Annotated in this window: 15 protein-coding genes; 5 read left to right on the top strand and 10 right to left on the bottom strand. The window is 59.8% G+C overall.

All coding sequences use genetic code 11. The annotated features are described in order from the left end of the window. Positions 1-143 precede the first annotated feature (143 nt). The 4 genes from ACIX8_RS21680 to ACIX8_RS21665 all read right to left on the bottom strand — a co-directional run bounded on the left by ACIX8_RS21680 (position 144) and on the right by ACIX8_RS21665 (position 6,615). Positions 144-3,332, bottom strand: a complete 3,189-nt coding sequence (locus ACIX8_RS21680) for an efflux RND transporter permease subunit (protein WP_014267533.1) — start codon at positions 3,330-3,332, stop codon at positions 144-146. A gap of 1 nt (position 3,333) precedes the next feature. After that, positions 3,334-4,908 carry a FixH family protein gene (locus ACIX8_RS21675; RefSeq protein WP_014267532.1) on the bottom strand — a complete coding sequence of 525 codons (1,575 nt, stop codon included), beginning with the start codon at positions 4,906-4,908 and terminating at the stop codon, positions 3,334-3,336. Beyond that, positions 4,905-6,164 carry a TolC family protein gene (locus ACIX8_RS21670; RefSeq protein ID WP_014267531.1) on the bottom strand — a complete coding sequence of 420 codons (1,260 nt, stop codon included), beginning with the start codon at positions 6,162-6,164 and terminating at the stop codon, positions 4,905-4,907. The genes ACIX8_RS21675 and ACIX8_RS21670 overlap by 4 nt, the downstream gene beginning before the upstream one ends. A gap of 79 nt (positions 6,165-6,243) precedes the next feature. After that, positions 6,244-6,615, bottom strand: a complete 372-nt coding sequence (locus ACIX8_RS21665) for a hypothetical protein (protein WP_014267530.1) — start codon at positions 6,613-6,615, stop codon at positions 6,244-6,246. A gap of 364 nt (positions 6,616-6,979) precedes the next feature. Between ACIX8_RS21665 and ACIX8_RS21660 the strand changes: the two genes are divergently transcribed. The 3 genes from ACIX8_RS21660 to ACIX8_RS21650 all read left to right on the top strand — a co-directional run bounded on the left by ACIX8_RS21660 (position 6,980) and on the right by ACIX8_RS21650 (position 11,511). Continuing rightward, positions 6,980-8,182 (top strand): acetate/propionate family kinase, encoded by a 1,203-nt coding sequence (locus ACIX8_RS21660; protein WP_044177263.1) that lies wholly within the window; start codon positions 6,980-6,982, stop codon positions 8,180-8,182. 49 nt (positions 8,183-8,231) lie between these two features. After that, a complete protein-coding gene (locus tag ACIX8_RS21655) occupies positions 8,232-10,664 on the top strand; it encodes a phosphoketolase family protein (RefSeq protein ID WP_014267528.1) in 2,433 nt (810 codons plus the stop codon). 202 nt (positions 10,665-10,866) lie between these two features. Next, complete coding sequence (locus ACIX8_RS21650; protein WP_014267527.1) at positions 10,867-11,511, top strand: response regulator; 645 nt, start codon at positions 10,867-10,869, stop codon at positions 11,509-11,511. Between the two features lie 274 nt (positions 11,512-11,785). Here ACIX8_RS21650 and ACIX8_RS21645 read toward each other — a convergent pair whose 3' ends face one another. Beyond that, complete coding sequence (locus ACIX8_RS21645) at positions 11,786-12,727, bottom strand: oxidoreductase (protein WP_014267526.1); 942 nt, start codon at positions 12,725-12,727, stop codon at positions 11,786-11,788. 304 nt (positions 12,728-13,031) lie between these two features. Here ACIX8_RS21645 and ACIX8_RS21640 point away from each other — a divergent pair, with 304 nt between their 5' ends. Continuing rightward, positions 13,032-13,853, top strand: coding sequence for a tetratricopeptide repeat protein (locus ACIX8_RS21640; protein ID WP_014267525.1), 822 nt, complete (start codon positions 13,032-13,034; stop codon positions 13,851-13,853). 57 nt (positions 13,854-13,910) lie between these two features. On the opposite strand, the gene ACIX8_RS21635 is transcribed toward ACIX8_RS21640, so the two are convergent. Continuing rightward, complete coding sequence (locus ACIX8_RS21635; RefSeq protein ID WP_014267524.1) at positions 13,911-14,318, bottom strand: ExbD/TolR family protein; 408 nt, start codon at positions 14,316-14,318, stop codon at positions 13,911-13,913. Between the two features lie 218 nt (positions 14,319-14,536). On the opposite strand from ACIX8_RS21635, the gene ACIX8_RS21630 reads away from it, so the two are divergent. Beyond that, positions 14,537-14,824, top strand: coding sequence for a HigA family addiction module antitoxin (locus ACIX8_RS21630; RefSeq protein WP_014267523.1), 288 nt, complete (start codon positions 14,537-14,539; stop codon positions 14,822-14,824). 43 nt (positions 14,825-14,867) lie between these two features. On the opposite strand, the gene ACIX8_RS21625 is transcribed toward ACIX8_RS21630, so the two are convergent. The 4 genes from ACIX8_RS21625 to ACIX8_RS21610 all read right to left on the bottom strand — a co-directional run bounded on the left by ACIX8_RS21625 (position 14,868) and on the right by ACIX8_RS21610 (position 18,336). After that, complete coding sequence (locus ACIX8_RS21625; RefSeq protein ID WP_014267522.1) at positions 14,868-16,226, bottom strand: MFS transporter; 1,359 nt, start codon at positions 16,224-16,226, stop codon at positions 14,868-14,870. A gap of 26 nt (positions 16,227-16,252) precedes the next feature. Next, positions 16,253-16,867, bottom strand: a complete 615-nt coding sequence (gene pyrR, locus ACIX8_RS21620) for a bifunctional pyr operon transcriptional regulator/uracil phosphoribosyltransferase PyrR (RefSeq protein WP_014267521.1) — start codon at positions 16,865-16,867, stop codon at positions 16,253-16,255. Between the two features lie 119 nt (positions 16,868-16,986). Then, the gene (locus ACIX8_RS21615; protein ID WP_014267520.1) at positions 16,987-17,688 is read right to left on the bottom strand and encodes a hypothetical protein; all 702 of its coding nucleotides are present in this window, start codon (positions 17,686-17,688) and stop codon (positions 16,987-16,989) included. 48 nt (positions 17,689-17,736) lie between these two features. Continuing rightward, entirely contained in the window at positions 17,737-18,336 is a 600-nt protein-coding gene (locus ACIX8_RS21610) for a hypothetical protein (RefSeq protein ID WP_014267519.1), read from the bottom strand. Positions 18,337-18,432 lie beyond the last annotated feature (96 nt).

Below are 18,432 nucleotides of genomic sequence, written 5' to 3'. Positions count from 1 at the left end.
ATAGGTCGCGCTTACAGCGCTCTGCATTCCAATAGCTCCCTAACCCAGGGTTGCACCCTGGGCTTTGATAGAGCGCGCCTTTAGCGCTTAGAGCGTAGGCGAAACAAGCCCTATACCATCGGGTAATTTCTCTAAACAGATTCTTAGAGGTCTCCTTGAATGGAGGGTTGAACTGGATGCCCGGTTTCCTTCTCTGCATGGAGATGTCCTTTGCGCAAGGCTCGCTCCTTCATCATCACAAAGAAGACGGGCACAAGGATCAGGACGTGAATGGTGGAAGTAATCATGCCCCCCACGATAGGTGCGGCGATGGGCTTCATGACGTCAGAGCCGATGCCGGACTCCCAAAGGATGGGAACGAGGCTGGCGAGCACGGCTATGACCGTCATCAACTTGGGACGCAGCCGGTGGACGGCCCCTTCGATCGCCGCAGCCTCTATGTCGGCGTTTGTCAGCGTCGTGCCTTGCAGCAAACGATGTTCCAGGGCCTCGTGGAGATAGACCACCATGACGACCCCTGTTTCAACCGCGATGCCAAACAGCGCGATATACCCGACCCATACCGCGACGCTGAAGTTGTAGCCGAGCAGCCATTGCAGCAGCAGACCTCCGGTCATCGCGTAGATCGTCGGAACGATCAGCACCACTGCCTCGGCGACGGAATGAAAGACCATGTAGAGCAGCAGGAAGATGAGGAAGAAGACGATGGGCAGGATGAGCTTGAGCCGTTGTTTCGCGCGCAGCTCGAACTCATACTCTCCCGACCACTTGAAGCCATAACTCGCCGGCAGTGCAATCTGGCTGTGCAGCTTCCGCGTCGCAGCTTCGACGAAACCACCGTAGTTGCTGTCTTTGAGGTCGATGTACACATACCCGGTGAGCTGGCCGTCTTCGTCACGGATCATGGCCGGGCCGTGCGAGAACGAGATGCGCGCTACCTGGCCGAGTGGAATCTGCGCCCCTGAAGGAGTCGCGATCAAGACACTGCGCATACGGTCTACGCTGTCCCGGAAGTCCTGTGAATAACGGACGTTGATGGGGTAGCGCTCACGCCCTTCGATGTTCTCTGCAATGTTTTGTCCGCCGATCCCGGAGGCTACGGCTGTTTGAATATCGGCGACACTGAGGCCATAGCGCGCGGCCTCTTCACGGTTCGCTTCCACGTTGACGTAAAAGCCTTGCGAGATCCGTTCCGCGAAGACCGACCGTACCTGCGGCATCGCCGAGAGAACGCTCTGCATCCGTGCGGCGAGTTGTTCTATGCCGTCGACGTTTGGGCCCTGGACCTTGAGCCCCAGGGGAGTCTTGATGCCTGTCAGTTCCATATCCAGTCGGTTCTCGACAGGGCTTGTCCAGGTGTTTGCGAGGCCGGGAAACTGCACCTTCGCATCCATCTCTTGAATGAGCTTTTCGTAGGTCATGCCGGGACGCCACTGCTCGCGCGGCTTGAGCATGATGGTGGTGTCGTACATGTCGAGCGGCGCGTTATCTGTCGCGCTGTCCGAACGTCCGACTGCGCCGAAGACGCTGGCTACCTCCGGGAAGGTGCGTAGGATTGCATCCTGTTTTTGCAGCAATGTCTTCGCCTGCTCGATAGCGATGCCGGGAAGTGCTGTCGGCATGTAGAGCGCGGAGCCCTCAAAGAGTGGAGGCATGAACTGGCTGCCCAGCTTGAACGCGACAGGCAAAGTCGCAACCAGAAAGATGAGGTTGAGTCCGATGGTCAGTTTGCGATACTTCAAGCAGAAGCGAAGGATCGGCAGATAGAGGGCCTGCGTAACGCGCGAGATGGGATTGGCATTTTCCGGCCGCAGTTTTCCGCGAATGAGCAGCACCATCAATACCGGGACCAGGGTGATGGCAAGAATGGAAGAGGAACCTACGGCCAGGGTCTTCGTCCAGGCAAGAGGGCGAAACATGCGCCCCTCCTGGGCTTCAAGCAGAAAGACAGGAAGGAAGGAGACCACGATGATGAGCAGCGAGAAGAAGAGCGCCGGGCCCACCTGCTTGGCGGAGTTGATGAGAATTTCGCGGCGCTCCGGCTCGGAGATCGGTGTGCTGTCCGACTGCTGCCGCTCCGACAAGTGACGATAGCCATTCTCGACCATGACGATCGCCGCATCGACCAGCACTCCGATCGCGAGTGCCAGGCCTCCGAGAGACATGATGTTGGCGCTGACACCGAGGAAGTAGATCGGGATGAAAGAGACCAGGACCGCAATGGGCAAGGCGATAATTGCGATCAACGCTGAACGGAAGTGGAACAGGAAGACGATGATGACCAGGCTTACGATAACTGCTTCTTCCAGCAGGTCGCGTTGAAGCGTGGCAATCGAATCCTGAATCAATCCCGCACGGTCGTACCCCGCGACAATCTGGACACCCGCCGGAAGCGAAGGGGCGATCTCGCGGAGCTTCTGTTTCACTCCTTGGATGACATTGAGCGCGTTCATCCCCTGACGCATGACCACAATGCCGCCGACGGTCTCGCCATCCCCGTTCCACTCCGCGACACCCTCTCGGATATCCGGACCGAAGGCCACGCTGCCGAGATCGCGCAGCAATACGGGGGTGCCGTTCTTGCTGCCGACTGCTACTGTTTCAAGGTCGTTCAGCGAACGCAGGTAGCCGAGGCCGCGGATCATGTACTGTGCTCCGCTCAGATCCAGCGCCCTGCCGCCCACCTCGCTGGTGCTGGCCTTTACACGGTCGATCACGGTAGAGAGCGGGATGTTGTAGGCCAGCAGCTTATTGGGGTCGAGACGGACCTGGTACTGGCGCACATAGCCGCCGATGCTGGCTACTTCAGAGACGCCAGGCACTGTCTCCAGCGCGTAACGCAGATGCCAGTCCTGCAGGCTGCGCAGATCGGCAAGACTGTGCGTTCCGCTCTTGTCCACGATGGCATACTCGAAGACCCAACCTGCGCCGGTTGCATCGGGACCGATAGCCGGATGGACGTCAGCGGGCAAGCGGCCGCTGATCTGCTGGAGATATTCGACGACGCGGGAACGCGCCCAATATAAGTCGGTGCCATCTTCAAAGACGACATAGACGTAGGAGTCGCCGAACATGGTCTGCGCACGGACTGCTTTGACGTGAGGCGCAGCCAGCAGGCTCGTCACAATCGGATAGGTCACCTGGTCTTCGATGACATCCGGTGGCTCGCCCTCCCAGCTGGTATGAACGATCACCTGCACGTCCGAGATGTCGGGCAGCGCATCGAGCGGAACGTGTCGAAGCGACCAGATGCCTGCGAACGTGAGCAACAGAACACAGGCAAAGACGAGAAAGCGATTGCGCGCGCAAAGATCGATAATTTTGGAGAGCACGTTACATCCCTCCTTCTGCGTTTACATGCAGTTGTTTTGTGGCGATGGTTTGTCCGTTCTGCTGCACGGTGACCGTGACCTGCCATGTTCCGCCGGTGTCAAGACTGCCCTGGCCTTCATACAGTCCAGCGCCCTTTGGCAGAAGCCTGGTGGTCGCATTCATCGCCGCCATGCCCATGGCAGGCATCGAAGGCATGAAGAAGGTCACGCTGACATCCGCTCCGGTGAGCGGGTGGTTATGGGCATCCGTGAGTTTCACGCGAAACGTGTTGGACCCTCTGTGTGCTGGGTTCGGATCAGTGGTGAAGTCGACGTTCACCGTTGAAGCCTGCTGCGTTGTATTGCCCATGTTCGATGGCGGTGGAGTGTAGGTTCCTGCAGCCGCCTGTAGCTGACTCTCAGAATCAAGGAGGAAGTTGTCCGAGGTGACGATCTGCTGATGCGCTTCCAGTCCTTTGAGGACAGCAATGTCATCCCCTACGCGCGGCCCGAGAACGACATCCTTCGGTTCCAGGCTTCCATTCCCGTGATCGAGAAAGACGACCTGTCGTGTGCCGGTCTGAAAGACGGCGGAGGCGGGAACCGTAAGCTGCCGTCCTAGTGCCGATTTCAAATCCACATTCACGAACATCCCCGGCTTGAGCTTGACACCTGGATTGCTGATCGCAAGCCGCACCCGCACGGTGCGCGTCGTCATGTCGACCTGGGGAAGGATGTCTTCAATGCGCCCCGAAAAGGTTCGGTCAGGGTAAGCATCGACTGTGATTGCGGCACGATCCCCGGGCTTCAGCCTGCCGATATCGTTTTGAAACACCTGCGCGTTTACCCAGACGCGCGACAGATCGGCCACGGTGTACAGGCGTGTGCTTGGCTCGACGTACATGTTGGGTAAGGCGTTGCGCTCCGTGATGTACCCGGACGCCGGCGCGTCGATCGTCAGATCGGAGATGGCCTTGCCGGTCTCTTTCAGCTTCGCGATCTCGCTTTGCGGAATATCCCATTGTTGCAACCGTTGTTCCGCGGCAGAGGAGAGAGAGGCCGCTCCAGAAGCCACGCCCTCAACGCTGCTGGCACTCATGGCCTTCTGGTTCTGGCGGGCCAGCAGATACTCCTGCTGTGTGGCGACAAGGTCGGGACTGTAGATGGTGAAGAGCGGCTCGCCCTTTCTCACGTATTGGTAGGTGGCATCGGCAAAGACCCTGCGGATGTAGCCCGGAAAGCGCACCTGCACATAGGAGAGAAGCCGCTCGTCGATATCCACGGTGCCGGTTGCCCGGATGTCGTCGCTGAGTTGTTTGTACTCGACGGTGCCGGTCCTCACGCCGATGCTTTGCAGTTGTTCGGTGCTGAGCTGCACGGGGGCCAGCGGTGCTTCCATCTTCTGCGAAGACATGGCCATGCCGTTCTCTGTCTGTGCCATCGCAGGCTGCGGCGACGGGCCGGATGCGATCGGCTGAATGCCCTCAGAGGAGGTTGTGGGTTGTGTCCGTAGATGGGAGCGATAGGCCATGACGCTGAGGACGATGGCGAAGATCAAGAGCCAGATAAGAGAGGTGCGCAGGACGTACTTGTTCATCGGAGTGTCGCTCCAGTCAGCGTTTCAAGGTGAGCCAGGGCTGTCTCGTGATCGAAGAGCGCCTGTTGATAGTCGTGCTCAAACGACAGGACATCGAGCAGCGAAGAGAGAACGGGAGCGAACTGCTGCTTGTTCGATTGGTAGGCCGCTTCCTCTGATCGGAAGGCGGCATCCGCTTGCGGAATCAGGCCTTCCTGGTACTCCTTCAACAGCTCTTCCGTGCTGGTGACCGCGATGTATTGCTTCTGAACTTCAGCAAGCTGCTGCTGCGTTTGAGAGTCGAGTGCCTGCCTGGACTGGTTTAGCCGCTCGGTCGCCTCTGCGACCTCTGCTTCCACTCGCTTATGCCGGGGCAGCCTCATGTTGAGGCTCAGCATGTAATAGTCCCGATAGCCACTGCCTGTTTGCTGGAACATATAGCCGACATTGAAGTCCGGCTTGCCATCTCGTTGGGCGGATTTGAGCTGCGCATTCTGCGTTTGAACGGCGTTTGCATCCTTGTGGACTGCGGGGTTGTGTTCCTGGACCATTGCCTGCAACTCCTCAGAGGTAGAGCGCAACGGTGTAGCTGCAAGTGGCTCCGTGAGGATGTCGGCAGAGTCCTGCGAACGATGCAGCAGCTGCTTGAGATCGGCCTGGAGCTGGCCCATCTCCTGATGGTGCATCGTGACTTCGCGCAGAATCTTTGTGTGTTCAATCTGAGCTTTGAGCACATCGGCCTGGCTGCCTTGCCCCACGCTGTAATGTGCGAGCCCGCTTTGAATCAGCGGCTGCAGAACGGCGTCATTCTGATTCAGAATGGCCAGCGTCGCGTCGAGATAGGCCAGGCGCAGATAGACGAGCTTGATCTGCTCTGCAATGGAGGAGCGCAGGACATCTACTTGTGCGTGTTGCGTGTCTGCCTCCCGGTTGGCCACCTCTCCTTTGAGCCGGAGCTTTCCGGGATAGGGGAGATCCTGCGAGGCGCCCAGACCGATATAGGCAAAGTCGCTGTTGCTGAAGCCCGCGAAGGGCTTCGGGCTGCCCACGCTGAACTGCTGCACCGTGAACTGCGGGTCGGGTAGCGTCGTTACTTGTTGGGCGACGTGGGTTGCCGCCTTCCACGAATGGTCCGCGGCGGAAATCTGTGAGTTGTTCGCCTCTGCTTCAGCGATCAATTGGGCAACGGGTGTTGGCTTGGCGGGCATATCCTGCGCGGATGCGAGGACACCGCTGGCCAGCACCCATGCGGCGGTCCAGTACAAGGCCACCTTCATAGGGAAATCTCCTGTCTCGATAACAGTTCAGACACGAGTGCGCGCACGCAGCTCGAACGAAGTGCGAGAGAGGAGAGGTCTAGATTCTTAGAATGGAAATGGTGGTGGGCGGGGACTGCGGAGGCGAGTAGTCGGGACGTTCAACCCATCCGGGGAGGGCAGAGGTCGGCCTTAGCAGATCGACAGCTGCCAGCCAGATCACCGGAAGCATGACCGGGTGGTATGTCACTGCCTTTGTGCCCAACGCGTTATCGTGGACGCTCGGCGGAGTCGTCTGGCAGCAATTCTGGGATGCCGGCATCTCCATCTGCCCGCACTGATTCTTCATCGCGCGGCAGCAGGCACGCTCTTGCGTGCTCATCTGCGCATCGGGAACCATGCAGGCCATGGCCGGAGCCAGGCAGGTCACCAGCAGCAGAACCAGCACACCGAATTGGCGAAGAAGACGCATTGCCTCTTTCAGACTACGTCTCTACGGGTGTGCAGGGCAAACGCATCTAACTTTGTTGCAAGGACAATGAGTCGTTGTTTTTGCTTTTGTTTTTCTGGCTTGTCATTCCGAGCGTAGCGAGCGAACCTGCTGTCTCCCGTTTTCGTTCGTATTTCCCATAAGGTGTCCAGTCCAAGGTGAGAGGTCGTGGTTTACGTTGCCGCATAACATCTGTAACAGCACAAGCAAAGAACGGGAGACAGCAGGTTCGCTCGCTACGCTCGGAATGACAAGCCAGAAAAGCAGAAGCCAAAGCAAGAACAGAAACAGCAGCGGCAGTGGCAGTGGTGTAACGTCGGTCTAGCGGACCTTCGGAATGGTGGGCATGCTCATACTCGTACTCAACAGCGGTTCTTCCTCGATCAAGTTTTCGATGTTCGACGTCCAGGAGCAAGCCGACCCATGTCTGCTGTACGACGGAGAACTAAGCGGTGTGGGGGGGACGGAGGCTACGCTGGAGATCCATGCGACGGATACATCTGGTCTGAGCCGCGAGCCTTCCGGCGTGAAGGCCCAGACGCTGCAGGAGGCGATCCAACTCGTTCTGGATACCGTGTCCGGGAAGCAGATGCCGGAGGTCGAGGCTGTCGGCTATCGCGTCGTGCATCCCGGGGCGAAGCTCAAGGATCATCAGCAGATTACGCCTGAGGTACTGCGCGATCTGGAGGAGGCCGTGGCCTTTGCGCCACTGCACGATCCTGAGGTCATCGAGATGATTCGCGCAGGCAGGGAGCGATTTCCGGAGGTCGCCCATTACGCCTGCTTCGACACGATGTTTCACCAGACGATGCCGGAGGAGGCTACGACCTATCCGGTACCTGCGGTCTATCGCGAGCAGGGTGCTCGCCGGTACGGCTTTCATGGGCTGAGCTGCGAGTCGATTGTGCGGCAGATGCAGGCCGCCGGAGAACTGCCGAAGCGCATGGTCATTGCGCACCTGGGCAGTGGGTGCAGCGTGACGGCCCTGTTGGAGGGCCGCTCTGTGGATACCACGATGGGCCTTACGCCGACGGGGGGAGTAGTGATGGGCACGCGCCCCGGCGACCTCGATCCAGGCCTGATGCTGTACCTGCTCCGGCAGATGGGTGAGGGGAAAGAGGCTGCCTCAGCGGTCGAGACGATGTTCAACCATGAGTCGGGGATGGTGGCTCTGACCGGAATGGCGAACGACATGAAAGCCGTGCGGAAGGCGGCGGCGGACGGCAATGCGCAAGCCGCGCTGGCGCTGAAGATCTTTACGCGCAGCGTGACGAAGGCCATCGGCGGATTCTGCTGGCTGCTGGGTGGTCTCGATGCCATTGTGTTTGCCGGCGGCATCGGCCAGCACGATGCCCTGACGCGTGCGGAGGTCCTCGGCGGTCTGGACGCTATGGGGATCCTCATCAATTTTCCGTTAAATGCCGGGAAGGCAACGGGTCTGCAACGAATTAGCGCATCACAGTCTAAGACGGAGATTTTTGTCGTACCCGCCCAGGAAGATCTCATGATCGCCGTGCACGTCGACCGCATGGCTCGATCGAAACCGTAATCCACACGACCCAAACACCTGCGCAGGCAGCCATCGAACGAGGGCATCTATGAATAGCACCTCCACTCTTTCTTCTTCGCCAAACTCTTCTCAAACTGCGAACAACCCTCTGGGGGCTGAAGAGCTACGCCTGATCGACGGTTACTGGCGGGCCTGCAACTATCTCTGCGCGGGCATGCTGTACCTCCGCCACAATCCCTTGCTGCGCGAGCCGCTGAAGCCTGAGCACATCAAGAACCGGCTGCTGGGCCACTGGGGCTCCGATCCCGGACAGACGTTCACCTGGGTGCATCTGAACCGGCTGATCAAGAAGTATGACCTCGACCTGATCTACATCTCGGGGCCAGGCCACGGAGCGCCTGCGACGCTTTCGAACAGCTACCTCGAAGGCGTGTACTCCGAGGTCTACCCGGCGATGAGCGAAGACATCACCGGCCTGCAGAAGTTCTTCAAGCAGTTTTCGTTTCCGGGCGGTATCGGAAGCCACTGCACCCCGGAGACTCCGGGTTCGATTCACGAGGGCGGCGAGTTGGGCTACAGCCTCTCGCATGGGTTTGGTGCGGCCTTCGACAATCCCGACCTCATCGTGACGGTGGTGGTGGGCGATGGCGAATCCGAGACGGGGCCACTTGCGACCTCGTGGCACTCAAATAAGTTCCTGAACCCGATCCACGATGGCGCTGTGTTGCCCGTGCTGCACCTGAACGGCTACAAGATCGCCAACCCCACGATCCTCGCCAGAATCTCGCGCGAAGAGCTGGACAGCCTCTTCCGCGGCTATGGCTGGACGCCCTATGTGGTCGAAGGCGACGATCCGGCTCTGATGCACCAGCAGATGGCCAGCGTGATGGAGCAGTGTGTGCTCGAGATTCGTGCGATCCAAGAGAAGGCGCGCAGCGCTCCCGCCGGCACGGCGCCGGAGCGGCCGCGCTGGCCGATGATCATCCTGCGTACGCCGAAGGGCTGGACGTGCCCCAAGGAGGTCGACGGACACAAGCTGGAAGGCTCGTGGCGCGCCCACCAGATGCCCATTCTCGATCCGGTCACCAACCCCGCGCACCTGAAGCAGGTAGAGGCGTGGCTGCGCAGCTACAAGCCGGAGGAGCTGTTCGACGAGAGCGGCAAGCTCCATGCCGAGTTCAGAGAGACGGCTCCGGTAGGACAGCGGCGTATCAGCGGCAATCCGCACGCGAACGGCGGCGAACTGCGCAAGCCGCTGGAGCTGCCGGACTTCCGCAAGTATGGCGTAAAGGTCGAGAAGCCCGGACAGATCGAGGTTTCATCGACGGGTACACTCGGGAAGTTTCTGCGCGATGTCATCCGTCAGAACATGACGAGCTTCCGTGTCTTCGGGCCGGATGAGACCGCCTCCAACAAGCTCGACGCGATGTACGAAGCGAGCGGCAAGGCCTGGATGGCGGAGATGAAGCCGGAGGACGCCGATGGCGGTTTTCTCGCCACCGACGGGCGCGTGATGGAGATGCTCAGCGAGCACACGCTCGAAGGCTGGTTCGAAGGCTACGTGCTCACAGGGCGTCACGGCTTCTTTTCGAGCTATGAGGCGTTCGTCCACATCATCGACTCAATGTTCAACCAGCATGCGAAGTGGCTGGAGAAGAGCAAGCTGGAGCTGCGCTGGCGCGCTCCGATCTCCTCCATCAATCTGCTGATTACCTCATTGGTATGGCGGCAGGACCACAACGGGTTCACGCACCAGGACCCCGGCTTCCTCGACCTGGTGACAAACAAGAGTCCCGAGGTCACGCGCATCTATCTTCCGCCCGATGCGAACTGCCTGCTGAGCGTGGCCGACCACTGCCTGCGCAGCGTGGATTACATCAATGTCATCGTCGCGGATAAGGCGGCGCATCTGCAGTACCTGGACATGGATGCGGCGGTGAACCATTGCACCAAGGGTATCGGCATCTGGGACTTCGCCAGCAACGACGCGGGCCAGGAGCCCGATGTTGTGATGGCGTGCGCGGGAGATATTCCCACCTCAGAGTCGCTGGCGGCGGTTGCGATTCTCCGGGAACGCTGCCCTGAGGTAAAGATCCGCTTCGTCAACGTGGTCGATCTGTTCCGTCTGATGCCGGAGACAGAACATCCGCATGGCCTGTCAGAGCGCGAGTTTGACAGCCTGTTTACGACGGACAAGCCGGTCATCTTCAACTTCCATGCCTATGCTTCGCTGATCCATAAGTTCACGTACCGCAGGAAGAATCACGACAACTTCCACGTGCGCGGCTACAAGGAGAAGGGCAATATCAATACGCCGCTGGAGCTGGCAATTCTGAACCAGATCGACCGCTTCGATCTGGCGATCGATGTGATCGACCGCGTGCCAACGCTGCAGGCGAGCGCCGCGCACGTCAAGGAATGGCTGAAGGACCAGATCATCGAGAGTGTGAGCTACGCGCATGAGAACGGCATTGATAGCCCGGAGATCAACGGGTGGAAGTGGCCCGGCGAAGACGCTTAGAAGTGTCGGGTAGCAGACAGAGTAGTCTAGAGGCCTCCATCTACTGGAGGCCTCTTCCGTTTTTTCGCCTGGGATGACTACTTGCACCCTTGCGGGGAAACTGCGAGGATGTGTCGGATGTCCCCGGCAGAGCAGCACGCGGACACAAGGCTACGCACAAGTTGCCGAATAGTCTTTATACCCTTTGAGGAGAACCCCACTTATGGCGAAGCGCCGCGTTTTATTGGTCGATGATGAAGTCTCTATTTTGCTTACCGTGAAGGCTGTGCTGGAGATCAGCGGCTTCGATGTGGACACTGCCGCGAGCGCGCGGGAGGGGAAGTCGAAGCTCAAGCTGAACGAATACCACATGGTGATTACCGACATGCGCATGGAGCACGATGCCTCCGGGCGTGAGGTCATTCTGGCTGCCCGGTCCGCGCCATACCAGCCCGCAGTGGCGCTGCTTACCGCACTCCCCTTCAGCGAGGAAGACTGGCAGGAGATGGGCGCCGACAAGATGCTGGTGAAGCCCATGCAGACAGGCGCCCTGATCGGGCAGCTTGAGAGGCTGATGGAGAATCACACGGCCAAATTGGCGAGCTCTCCTAAGCCGGTGACGGCTGCGAAGCCTAAGGCTGCAAAGAAGGCGGCTCCAGCGAAAAAGGCAGTGGCGAAGAAAGCTGCTCCCGCTAAGAAAGCCGTCGCGAAGAAGGCGGTGAAGACGTCTGCCGCCAAGCGGCCTGCGTCAAGGACGTTGCCGGTGAAGAAGGTCGCGGTGAAGAAGAAGGCTGCGGTCAAAAAGACTGTTGTGGCGAAGAAGAAGGCCGTAGCCAAGAAGACTGTCGCGAAAAAAGCTAAGCGGTAGCGTAGTCTTTGCCGTTGCTTTTGCTTTTCTGGTTGTCATTCCCGCAGGGAATCTGCTGTTTGCTTGTAGTGGCTCGAATGCTACCCGCAGGCACAAATGAAGGGGGGCACGGTTTAACCGTGTCCCCTTCATTTGTGCCTGCGCCCTTGACCTTATAGGTCCTGCGAGCGGGAAGCAGATTCCCTGCGGGAATGACAACCAGAAAGGCAAAGGCAACAACAGCAACGACCGCAAGGGCACCGCGTCCGCTGTTCTCTTCTCATTCGTGGGCTGCTTAGGACAACAGCGGGTACTTCACCCCGGTAAGCTCCTCGCTTACCGACCACAGCTTCTTCGCTACCGCCTCATCGAGAGCCCGTGGGAGTGGCTGCACCACCTTCGGATAGCCTTTGAACTCCTTGAATCCATCGGGGCCAATGTACTCGCCGCCTTTAGCCTCGGGTGCGGTAGCCGCGTAGAGCGTCGGCAGCGCGCCCATTTTGTCGTCCTGCGTGATGATCGGCGCCAGCAGGCCCAGCAACATGATCTTGAAGTCCTTGCTGCCGGTCCCTGGGCCGTTGCTGACAATGGCTGTTCGGGAGATGCCTGGATGCACCGGCAGGCTGATCAGCCTGCTGCCAGCGGCCTTTGCCCGCCGGTCGAGTTCCCGTGCAAACAGAATATTTGCCAGTTTCGAGTTGTTGTACGCATCCCAGGGCGCGTAGCTGCGCTCGCTCTGGAGATTGTCGAACTCGATCTTGCCGTTGCGGTGTGCCAGGGAAGCCACGGTCACGACGCGCGGTGCAGTCGAAGCCAAGAAACGAGGCAACAACAGGCCTGTGAGTGCAAAATGGCCGAGGTGATTGGTGCCGAACTGGCGTTCGAACCCATCGGGGGTGAGTTCGCGGGTAGGCAAAGCCATGACCCCGGCGTTATTTAGCAGCAAATCCAGCCCGCGCCCGGCGGCTGTAAATTTTTGAGAAAAATCACGGATGGAGGCGAGCGAGGCCATATCCAGCACGGCAAGCTCAGCCTGGGCTCCCGGAACCTCGCGGAGCAGCCGGTCGAGGGCCGCCTGGCCCTTTTCGAGGCTCCGGACACCCAGAAGAACGTGGGCTCCGTGGCGTGCCAGTTCCACCGCCGCCTGGTAGCCGATACCGCTGTTTGCGCCTGTAATCAGGGCTGTTTTGCCCGTTTGTGAAGGAATTTGCTCTGCCGTCCATTTTGTTGCCGACATCTTGTTTCCCCGTGCGGTTGGCCATCCTGAATGGATTTGGATCGATTGCGCCGGTCCGCTCTTTCTCTGGGTTTGATGCTACCAATAGCCTCTTTCTATGCCGTGAACAATAGATCGGAGATTCGCTTGCCTAGGAGCGCAAAATACGAAATGATGCGTAAAGTGTTGTCAGACCGGGGCTCCCTCTGGTAAACCTTCGCCTTCTGCCTTTACAATCGAACGGCAAGGCGATCACTCTCGGCTACGGAACTTTTGCCTCCTGAGAGGGGCCTGCGGCGACATTGTTTGAAGGGGAAAGGTTCTCATGAAGCTTAGCGCACGAATTTCTGTCAGCGCCACGTTGTTGGTAGTGCTGGCGAGCACCGTTGGATGCACCAAATTGCGCGCGCGCGATAGGCTCGTGAAGGGTGTGCAGGAATTTAAGGCCGGCCACTACGAGCAGGCCGTCGACAAGTTCCAGGAGTCCATCGCTCTCGATCCTGATTACGCCACGGCGCGACTGTACCTCGCGACCTCGTATAGCTACCAGGTGGTGCCGAACGACGACACCCCAGGCAACCTGAAGATCGCCCAGAAGGCTATGGACGGCTTCAACGAGGTGCTTGCCAAGGACCCGAACGATATTGGCGCCCTCAAGCAGATCGCCTCGATCCAGCGCAACATCAAGCAGTTGGATCAAGCCAAGGTCACGGAGCAGAAGGTCATCGCTCTTGATCCGAAGGACTCCGAGGCGAACTACACGATCGCCTGGATCGATTGGAATAAGGCTTATAAGAATGCGACAACGATCCTCGCTGCCGCCGGCATGACGGATGATGGCGAAGGCAACGTGAAGAAGTCCAAGGACGTCTGCGCGAAGATCGTGGCAGCCAACACCGATCTCGTGAATGAGGCCCTGCAGTACCTGACGAAGGCTGTCGAGATCAATCCCAACTATGACGACGCTATGTCGTACCTGAACCTTACCTATCGCCGTAAGGCCGACCTGGAGTGCGGCAACGATGCTGCCCGCAAGGACGACCTCGCAAAGGCCGATGAGTGGGTGCAGAAAGCTGCCGGTGCTCGCAAGGCCAATGAAGCGGCCAAGGAGAAGAAGCTGGGCGGCGGCGTCGATATGACGAAGTAAGCTGCGCTTCCTGCTGTACCGCAAGGCCTCCCGCTCGGGAGGCCTTGCTCTTTGCGGTCAGAGTTTCGCCAGCGAGCCCAGGGCGATCTGGCCCGCGCCTGCCGCTCGTGCTTCCGCGACGACCTCGGCTACCTGCTGGACGTTGAGCGTGGGATCGGCTTCGACAAAGAGAGTGAGATTCTGCCGTGTAGCGAAGAGCTGCTGCAGGGCAGGGCGTATGTCCGCGAGCGCCACGTCCTGCTGGCCGATGCGATAGGTTGGGCTGCTGCCGGCGGAGCCTGCTGAGACGCGCACGACCAGAGGAGACTGGGACGCCGCAGACGCCGGAGCGCCTTGCGGGATGGAGCTGTCGAGCCCGCGAGGCCGCACAGGGACGAGAACCATGAAGATGATGAGGAGCACAAGCAGCACGTCGATCAGCGGCGTGACATTGATTTCGGCGGTAGAGTTTGCGGAGAACGCCATGAGGAGCACCTCGATCAGAAGTGGTGGGCGAGCGCTCGGACCTGCGGGGTGGTAGCGGCTGGCGAGAGCCGGGGCCGAAGTCTGATTCGGCTGCTAAGGGCTTAGACACCGGGGAAGGGTGAATTGAGCCGGTGTTTACTTGGTCGTCATTCTGGGCTTTGAATGCTGTATCAGTTTTTGATACGGTTGTCAGGATTATCACTAGAAGGAGGGCTCGTATGCCGATGTTCAACCCCTGCCACCCCGGCGAGATTCTTCGCGAGTACATGGGAGATGCCGTTACCGTCAGTGCTCTTGCGAAGCATCTTGGGATGACCCGGGCCAATCTTTCGATGATTCTGAATGGGCGTCTTGGTATCTCTGCTGCCGTGGCCCTCAAGCTATCGGAGGCTTTTCCGAACTCCAATCCTGAGTTCTGGCTTAACATGCAGACGAACTACGATCTGGCACAGGCTCGCCGCGCAAAGCGCACGAAGATACAGCCTATTTTGCGTGAGGCAGCCTAAGTAGGGCGGAAACAGCGCCACGTTTCAATGACCCGAGTGCTGTTTATGCCGTCGTCGTGTGCTCTTTCGGCTCCATCCATAGCTTGCCCGCGACGATCAGCACCGCCAGCATCCCCGTGCAGAGCAGGAAGACCCGCCGCACGCTGGTGTGATTGGCCAGGATGCCGCTCAGGACCAGCCCCGCGATCTGCGCGCTGAAGATGAACGACATGACTGTCGACCCAACGCGGCCCAGCATCTCCGGCGGGGTCTCCTGCTGGATCATCGTCTGCGAGGGAACGATGATGCCGCCCGCCGAGCAGCCGATCATGAAGCAGCCGACGATGGTGAGCAGGCTATCGACCCCGATGGCGTGGCTTCCGAGCTGGAAGACGATGTGCGGGGCCGTCGCCATCAACAGCGTGGAGAGGGCGATGCCTCCCAGGCCTGAGTAGACGAGGGTGGTGTTCTTCACGTTCTTGGCCACTGCGTTGAGGATCGAGATACCCACGAGCAGGCCGAGCCCGATCATCGCGCTCGAGATGCCGAAGACGTTGGTGGAGGCGTGCAGCGTGTCGCGCACGAAGATGGCGATCAGGGGGCCGAAGCAGGCCATCACAAACAGGCCGGCAGCCAGGGCGACGATCACGAAGAGCAGGGCCGCATGATGCAGGACGAAGCCTGCGCCCTCCTTCATGTCTTCAAGGATGCGGGCGATGCCGGTCTTGCCGTCTTTGGCGGTCGCTTGCTCTTGCTCCGGGGTGACCACGACCGCGCTCTTCTTCGGAACATTGAGCGCAAGCGAGGCGATGAGCGAGCCGGAGGCGATGAAGCTGAGGGAGTCCAGGATGTAGCAGGTCTGCTCGTGGAAGCGCGAGACGACGAAGATTGCAATCGGGCCGCCGATGATGCGCATGATGAACATGACCTGCTGCATCAGAGAGTTGGCTGAACGCAGGCCGTGCTTGGGGACCGCGCTGCGCAGAGCAATGCCCTGCGCGGGCGTGAAGAAGCTCGATACGACGCTGATCGCCGCCAGGACGATGTAGAAGCCGTAGACCGAGTGCACGAGCAGCAGGAGCAGGCAGAGGCCCGCGCGGAGGAAGTCGCTCGAGACCAGCGTGATCTTTACCGGCCAGCGGTCGACGAACACGCCGCTGACGATGCCCAGCAGCGCAATTGGCAGCAGGTAGGCGATTTGTCCGGCGGTTACCTGCTGCGCCGTCGCATGCAGCTTGAAGGTCATGACGGTGATGACCGCGAACAGCGCGAGGAAGTCGCCGAAGACCGAGACGATCTGCGCATACCAGAGCCGCCGCATCGTGACGACGCGCAGCACCGCGCCCATGCTCATGGGCTCCGGTTCGTTGGGCGCAGGCAGAGGAAGACCCTCTGTTGGCTCTGTGAGGACCTGTTCGCTCATGAGGATTGGCTCGGTTTCGTGTGGGATTAGTCCAGCAACTCGACCAGGGTTACCTGTTCGTCGTCGTCGATCTCTCGCAGCTTGACCTCGATGATCTCGCGGCGTGAGGTGGGTACGGTGCGGCCGATAAACCGGGCTTCGATCGGCAGTTCGCGGTGGCCGCGGTCGATCAATACCAACAACTGCACGCTCTTGGGGCGGCCATGGTCGAAGAGCGCGTCCATCGCGGCGCGGATGGTGCGGCCGGTGTAGAGCACGTCGTCCATCAGGATGATGTCGCGGCCGGTGACGTCGAAGCCGATATCGGTTTTTTCGACGACGGGCCGGATATCGCGCGTCGAGAGGTCGTCACGATAGAAGCTGATGTCGAGCATGCCGGTATCGACCGGCTGCTTCTCAATCTTTTCGACCAGCGCCGCGATGCGCTGCGCCAGTGGCACGCCGCGGCGCTTGATGCCGACCAGGCCGAGGTTGTCGCAGCCGTGGTTGCGCTCCACGATCTCGTGCGCAAGCCGCACCAGGGTGCGCTCGATCTCGGAGCCGGACATGAGGCGGCCTTTTTCGCGCAGGCGTGGCGACCGTATGGACTGGGTGGATTCGCTCGTTTCGGTGGCCGGAGAGGATGGGTGATTGTCGCTCATGATAGGTGTTGATGATAGCAGCGGAGCGAGCGGTTGCGTCAGGGCAGGGGCACCATAAAGTGGAACACGGCAAAGATAGCCGTGTGATTTCACACTGCTATCACACGGGCCAAACTGTTCTAAAGAATGGTCTTGGTTTGCCGCGACCGGACAAAGCCCGCAAATGCGCCGCCGGCGGTGGACAGCACCATGAGAATCGCCGCCACCATCGCCAGTCCAGCCAGAAAGAATCCCGCGCGAAACTCGGGAGCGGTCAGGAAGAGATCGAAGATACTGGCCGCTGCCTGCCCTGATTGCGCCACGGCCCGGGTCTTTGCCTCCAGCATCACGGAGTTCATGTTGGCTTCCATCTCGGCCATTCCATGAATTCCAAAGCGCAGGACGAGCATTTGCAGGGCGGTGATGAGCATCAGGCCCAGGGAACAGAGCACCCCGCAGAGCAGTCCGATACGCGCTCCCAGCCCCGTGGTGATGCGTGTCTGGCGGTTCCGGGAGGCGTAGAGGGCGAGCACAATGGACGGCGCCAGCCAGGCCAGCATCTCGGCGGGAGGCACCAGCACGGCGATGGCCGACAGCGCACCGGCGACGATCAGGGCGATGTGGATGGCGGCCTTCCAGTTCACGGCGGAGGGGTCCTGAATCTGGACCGTACTACTACCTTGTGCGCCGGCGGCTGCGTCCTGCATCTGCTGCTCAACCTGATCCAGCAACTCTTCGGAGAGGGTGATTTGCGGGGCTCCGCAGTTCCAACAGAAGACGAGGGTGCCGTGGTCCTCAAAGTGGAGGACAGACCGGCAGCGGGGACAATGGCGTTGAATCACCTCTCGAAGGCTACCGGAGCGGGAGCTTTGCGGCAACTCTCTGGGGCGCTACTCGCTATCTTTGTGATCGTGACCGGTGGGCAGGTCCAGAGCGACGAGTCCGATCCTGGTGCCGCCGTCCTTCGCTGTGAGGCCGACGATGTGCTGGTGCTGCTCGGAGCCGGTGCGTAGATCCAGGTCGGAATCGGAGTCGTCCGTGCTGATGTGATTGCCATGTTTCGTGTCGCAGGTCAGGCCCTGGGAGGTTCGCGTGGGCTGGCCGACCGCGCTGCCGTGGCGGCACTCGATCACGTCTCCGTAATGGGCAAGCTCTTTGCGGTAGAAGGCCTCTACCCGGCTCTGGGGATCGCCGGTCTGGTAGCTTGCGGCCTTTACGCCGAGATGGAAGCTGCCGAAGTTCATGTTGATGTCGGCGGAGCCTTCGTCCGAATCTTTGCCGTTATTGCTGACCAGTGTGGCGCCGGGATAGGCTGCGATGCCGATCGCGGTGGTATCGCCCTTACCGTTGGTTTTGACCTGCATCGAGCCGAATGGAGTTCCAATGTCGACATTCTCGTTCTTGCCGTCTTTATGGGTGGAGACGTGGCAGCCGGCGAGCAACAGGGTGGCTAACGAAGCAGGGATCACAAGCGAACGGAGAAGGTGCATTGGAAATCAACCTCGATCGAGAAAGTTTCGTGCATCTCCCGCGCTGCTGGGTGGAGACGTAGTTCTACGCAGACAGGATACGCGCGTTGTGGCTTG

The sequence above is a fragment of the Granulicella mallensis MP5ACTX8 genome, from assembly GCF_000178955.2.
Classification (GTDB): domain Bacteria; phylum Acidobacteriota; class Terriglobia; order Terriglobales; family Acidobacteriaceae; genus Granulicella; species Granulicella mallensis.
This window is presented reverse-complemented; position numbering and strand designations above follow the sequence as displayed.

Coding starts and splice junctions, on each gene's coding strand:
- ACIX8_RS21640 (WP_014267525.1), top strand. CDS start 13,032: ATGAAGCTTAGCGCACGAATTTCTGTCAGCGCCACGTTGTTGGTAGTG.
- ACIX8_RS21625 (WP_014267522.1), bottom strand. CDS start 16,226: ATGAGCGAACAGGTCCTCACAGAGCCAACAGAGGGTCTTCCTCTGCCT.
- ACIX8_RS21665 (WP_014267530.1), bottom strand. CDS start 6,615: ATGCGTCTTCTTCGCCAATTCGGTGTGCTGGTTCTGCTGCTGGTGACC.
- ACIX8_RS21650 (WP_014267527.1), top strand. CDS start 10,867: ATGGCGAAGCGCCGCGTTTTATTGGTCGATGATGAAGTCTCTATTTTG.
- ACIX8_RS21630 (WP_014267523.1), top strand. CDS start 14,537: ATGCCGATGTTCAACCCCTGCCACCCCGGCGAGATTCTTCGCGAGTAC.
- pyrR (WP_014267521.1), bottom strand. CDS start 16,867: ATGAGCGACAATCACCCATCCTCTCCGGCCACCGAAACGAGCGAATCC.
- ACIX8_RS21655 (WP_014267528.1), top strand. CDS start 8,232: ATGAATAGCACCTCCACTCTTTCTTCTTCGCCAAACTCTTCTCAAACT.
- ACIX8_RS21645 (WP_014267526.1), bottom strand. CDS start 12,727: ATGTCGGCAACAAAATGGACGGCAGAGCAAATTCCTTCACAAACGGGC.
- ACIX8_RS21670 (WP_014267531.1), bottom strand. CDS start 6,164: ATGAAGGTGGCCTTGTACTGGACCGCCGCATGGGTGCTGGCCAGCGGT.
- ACIX8_RS21635 (WP_014267524.1), bottom strand. CDS start 14,318: ATGGCGTTCTCCGCAAACTCTACCGCCGAAATCAATGTCACGCCGCTG.
- ACIX8_RS21660 (WP_044177263.1), top strand. CDS start 6,980: ATGCTCATACTCGTACTCAACAGCGGTTCTTCCTCGATCAAGTTTTCG.
- ACIX8_RS21675 (WP_014267532.1), bottom strand. CDS start 4,908: ATGAACAAGTACGTCCTGCGCACCTCTCTTATCTGGCTCTTGATCTTC.
- ACIX8_RS21610 (WP_014267519.1), bottom strand. CDS start 18,336: ATGCACCTTCTCCGTTCGCTTGTGATCCCTGCTTCGTTAGCCACCCTG.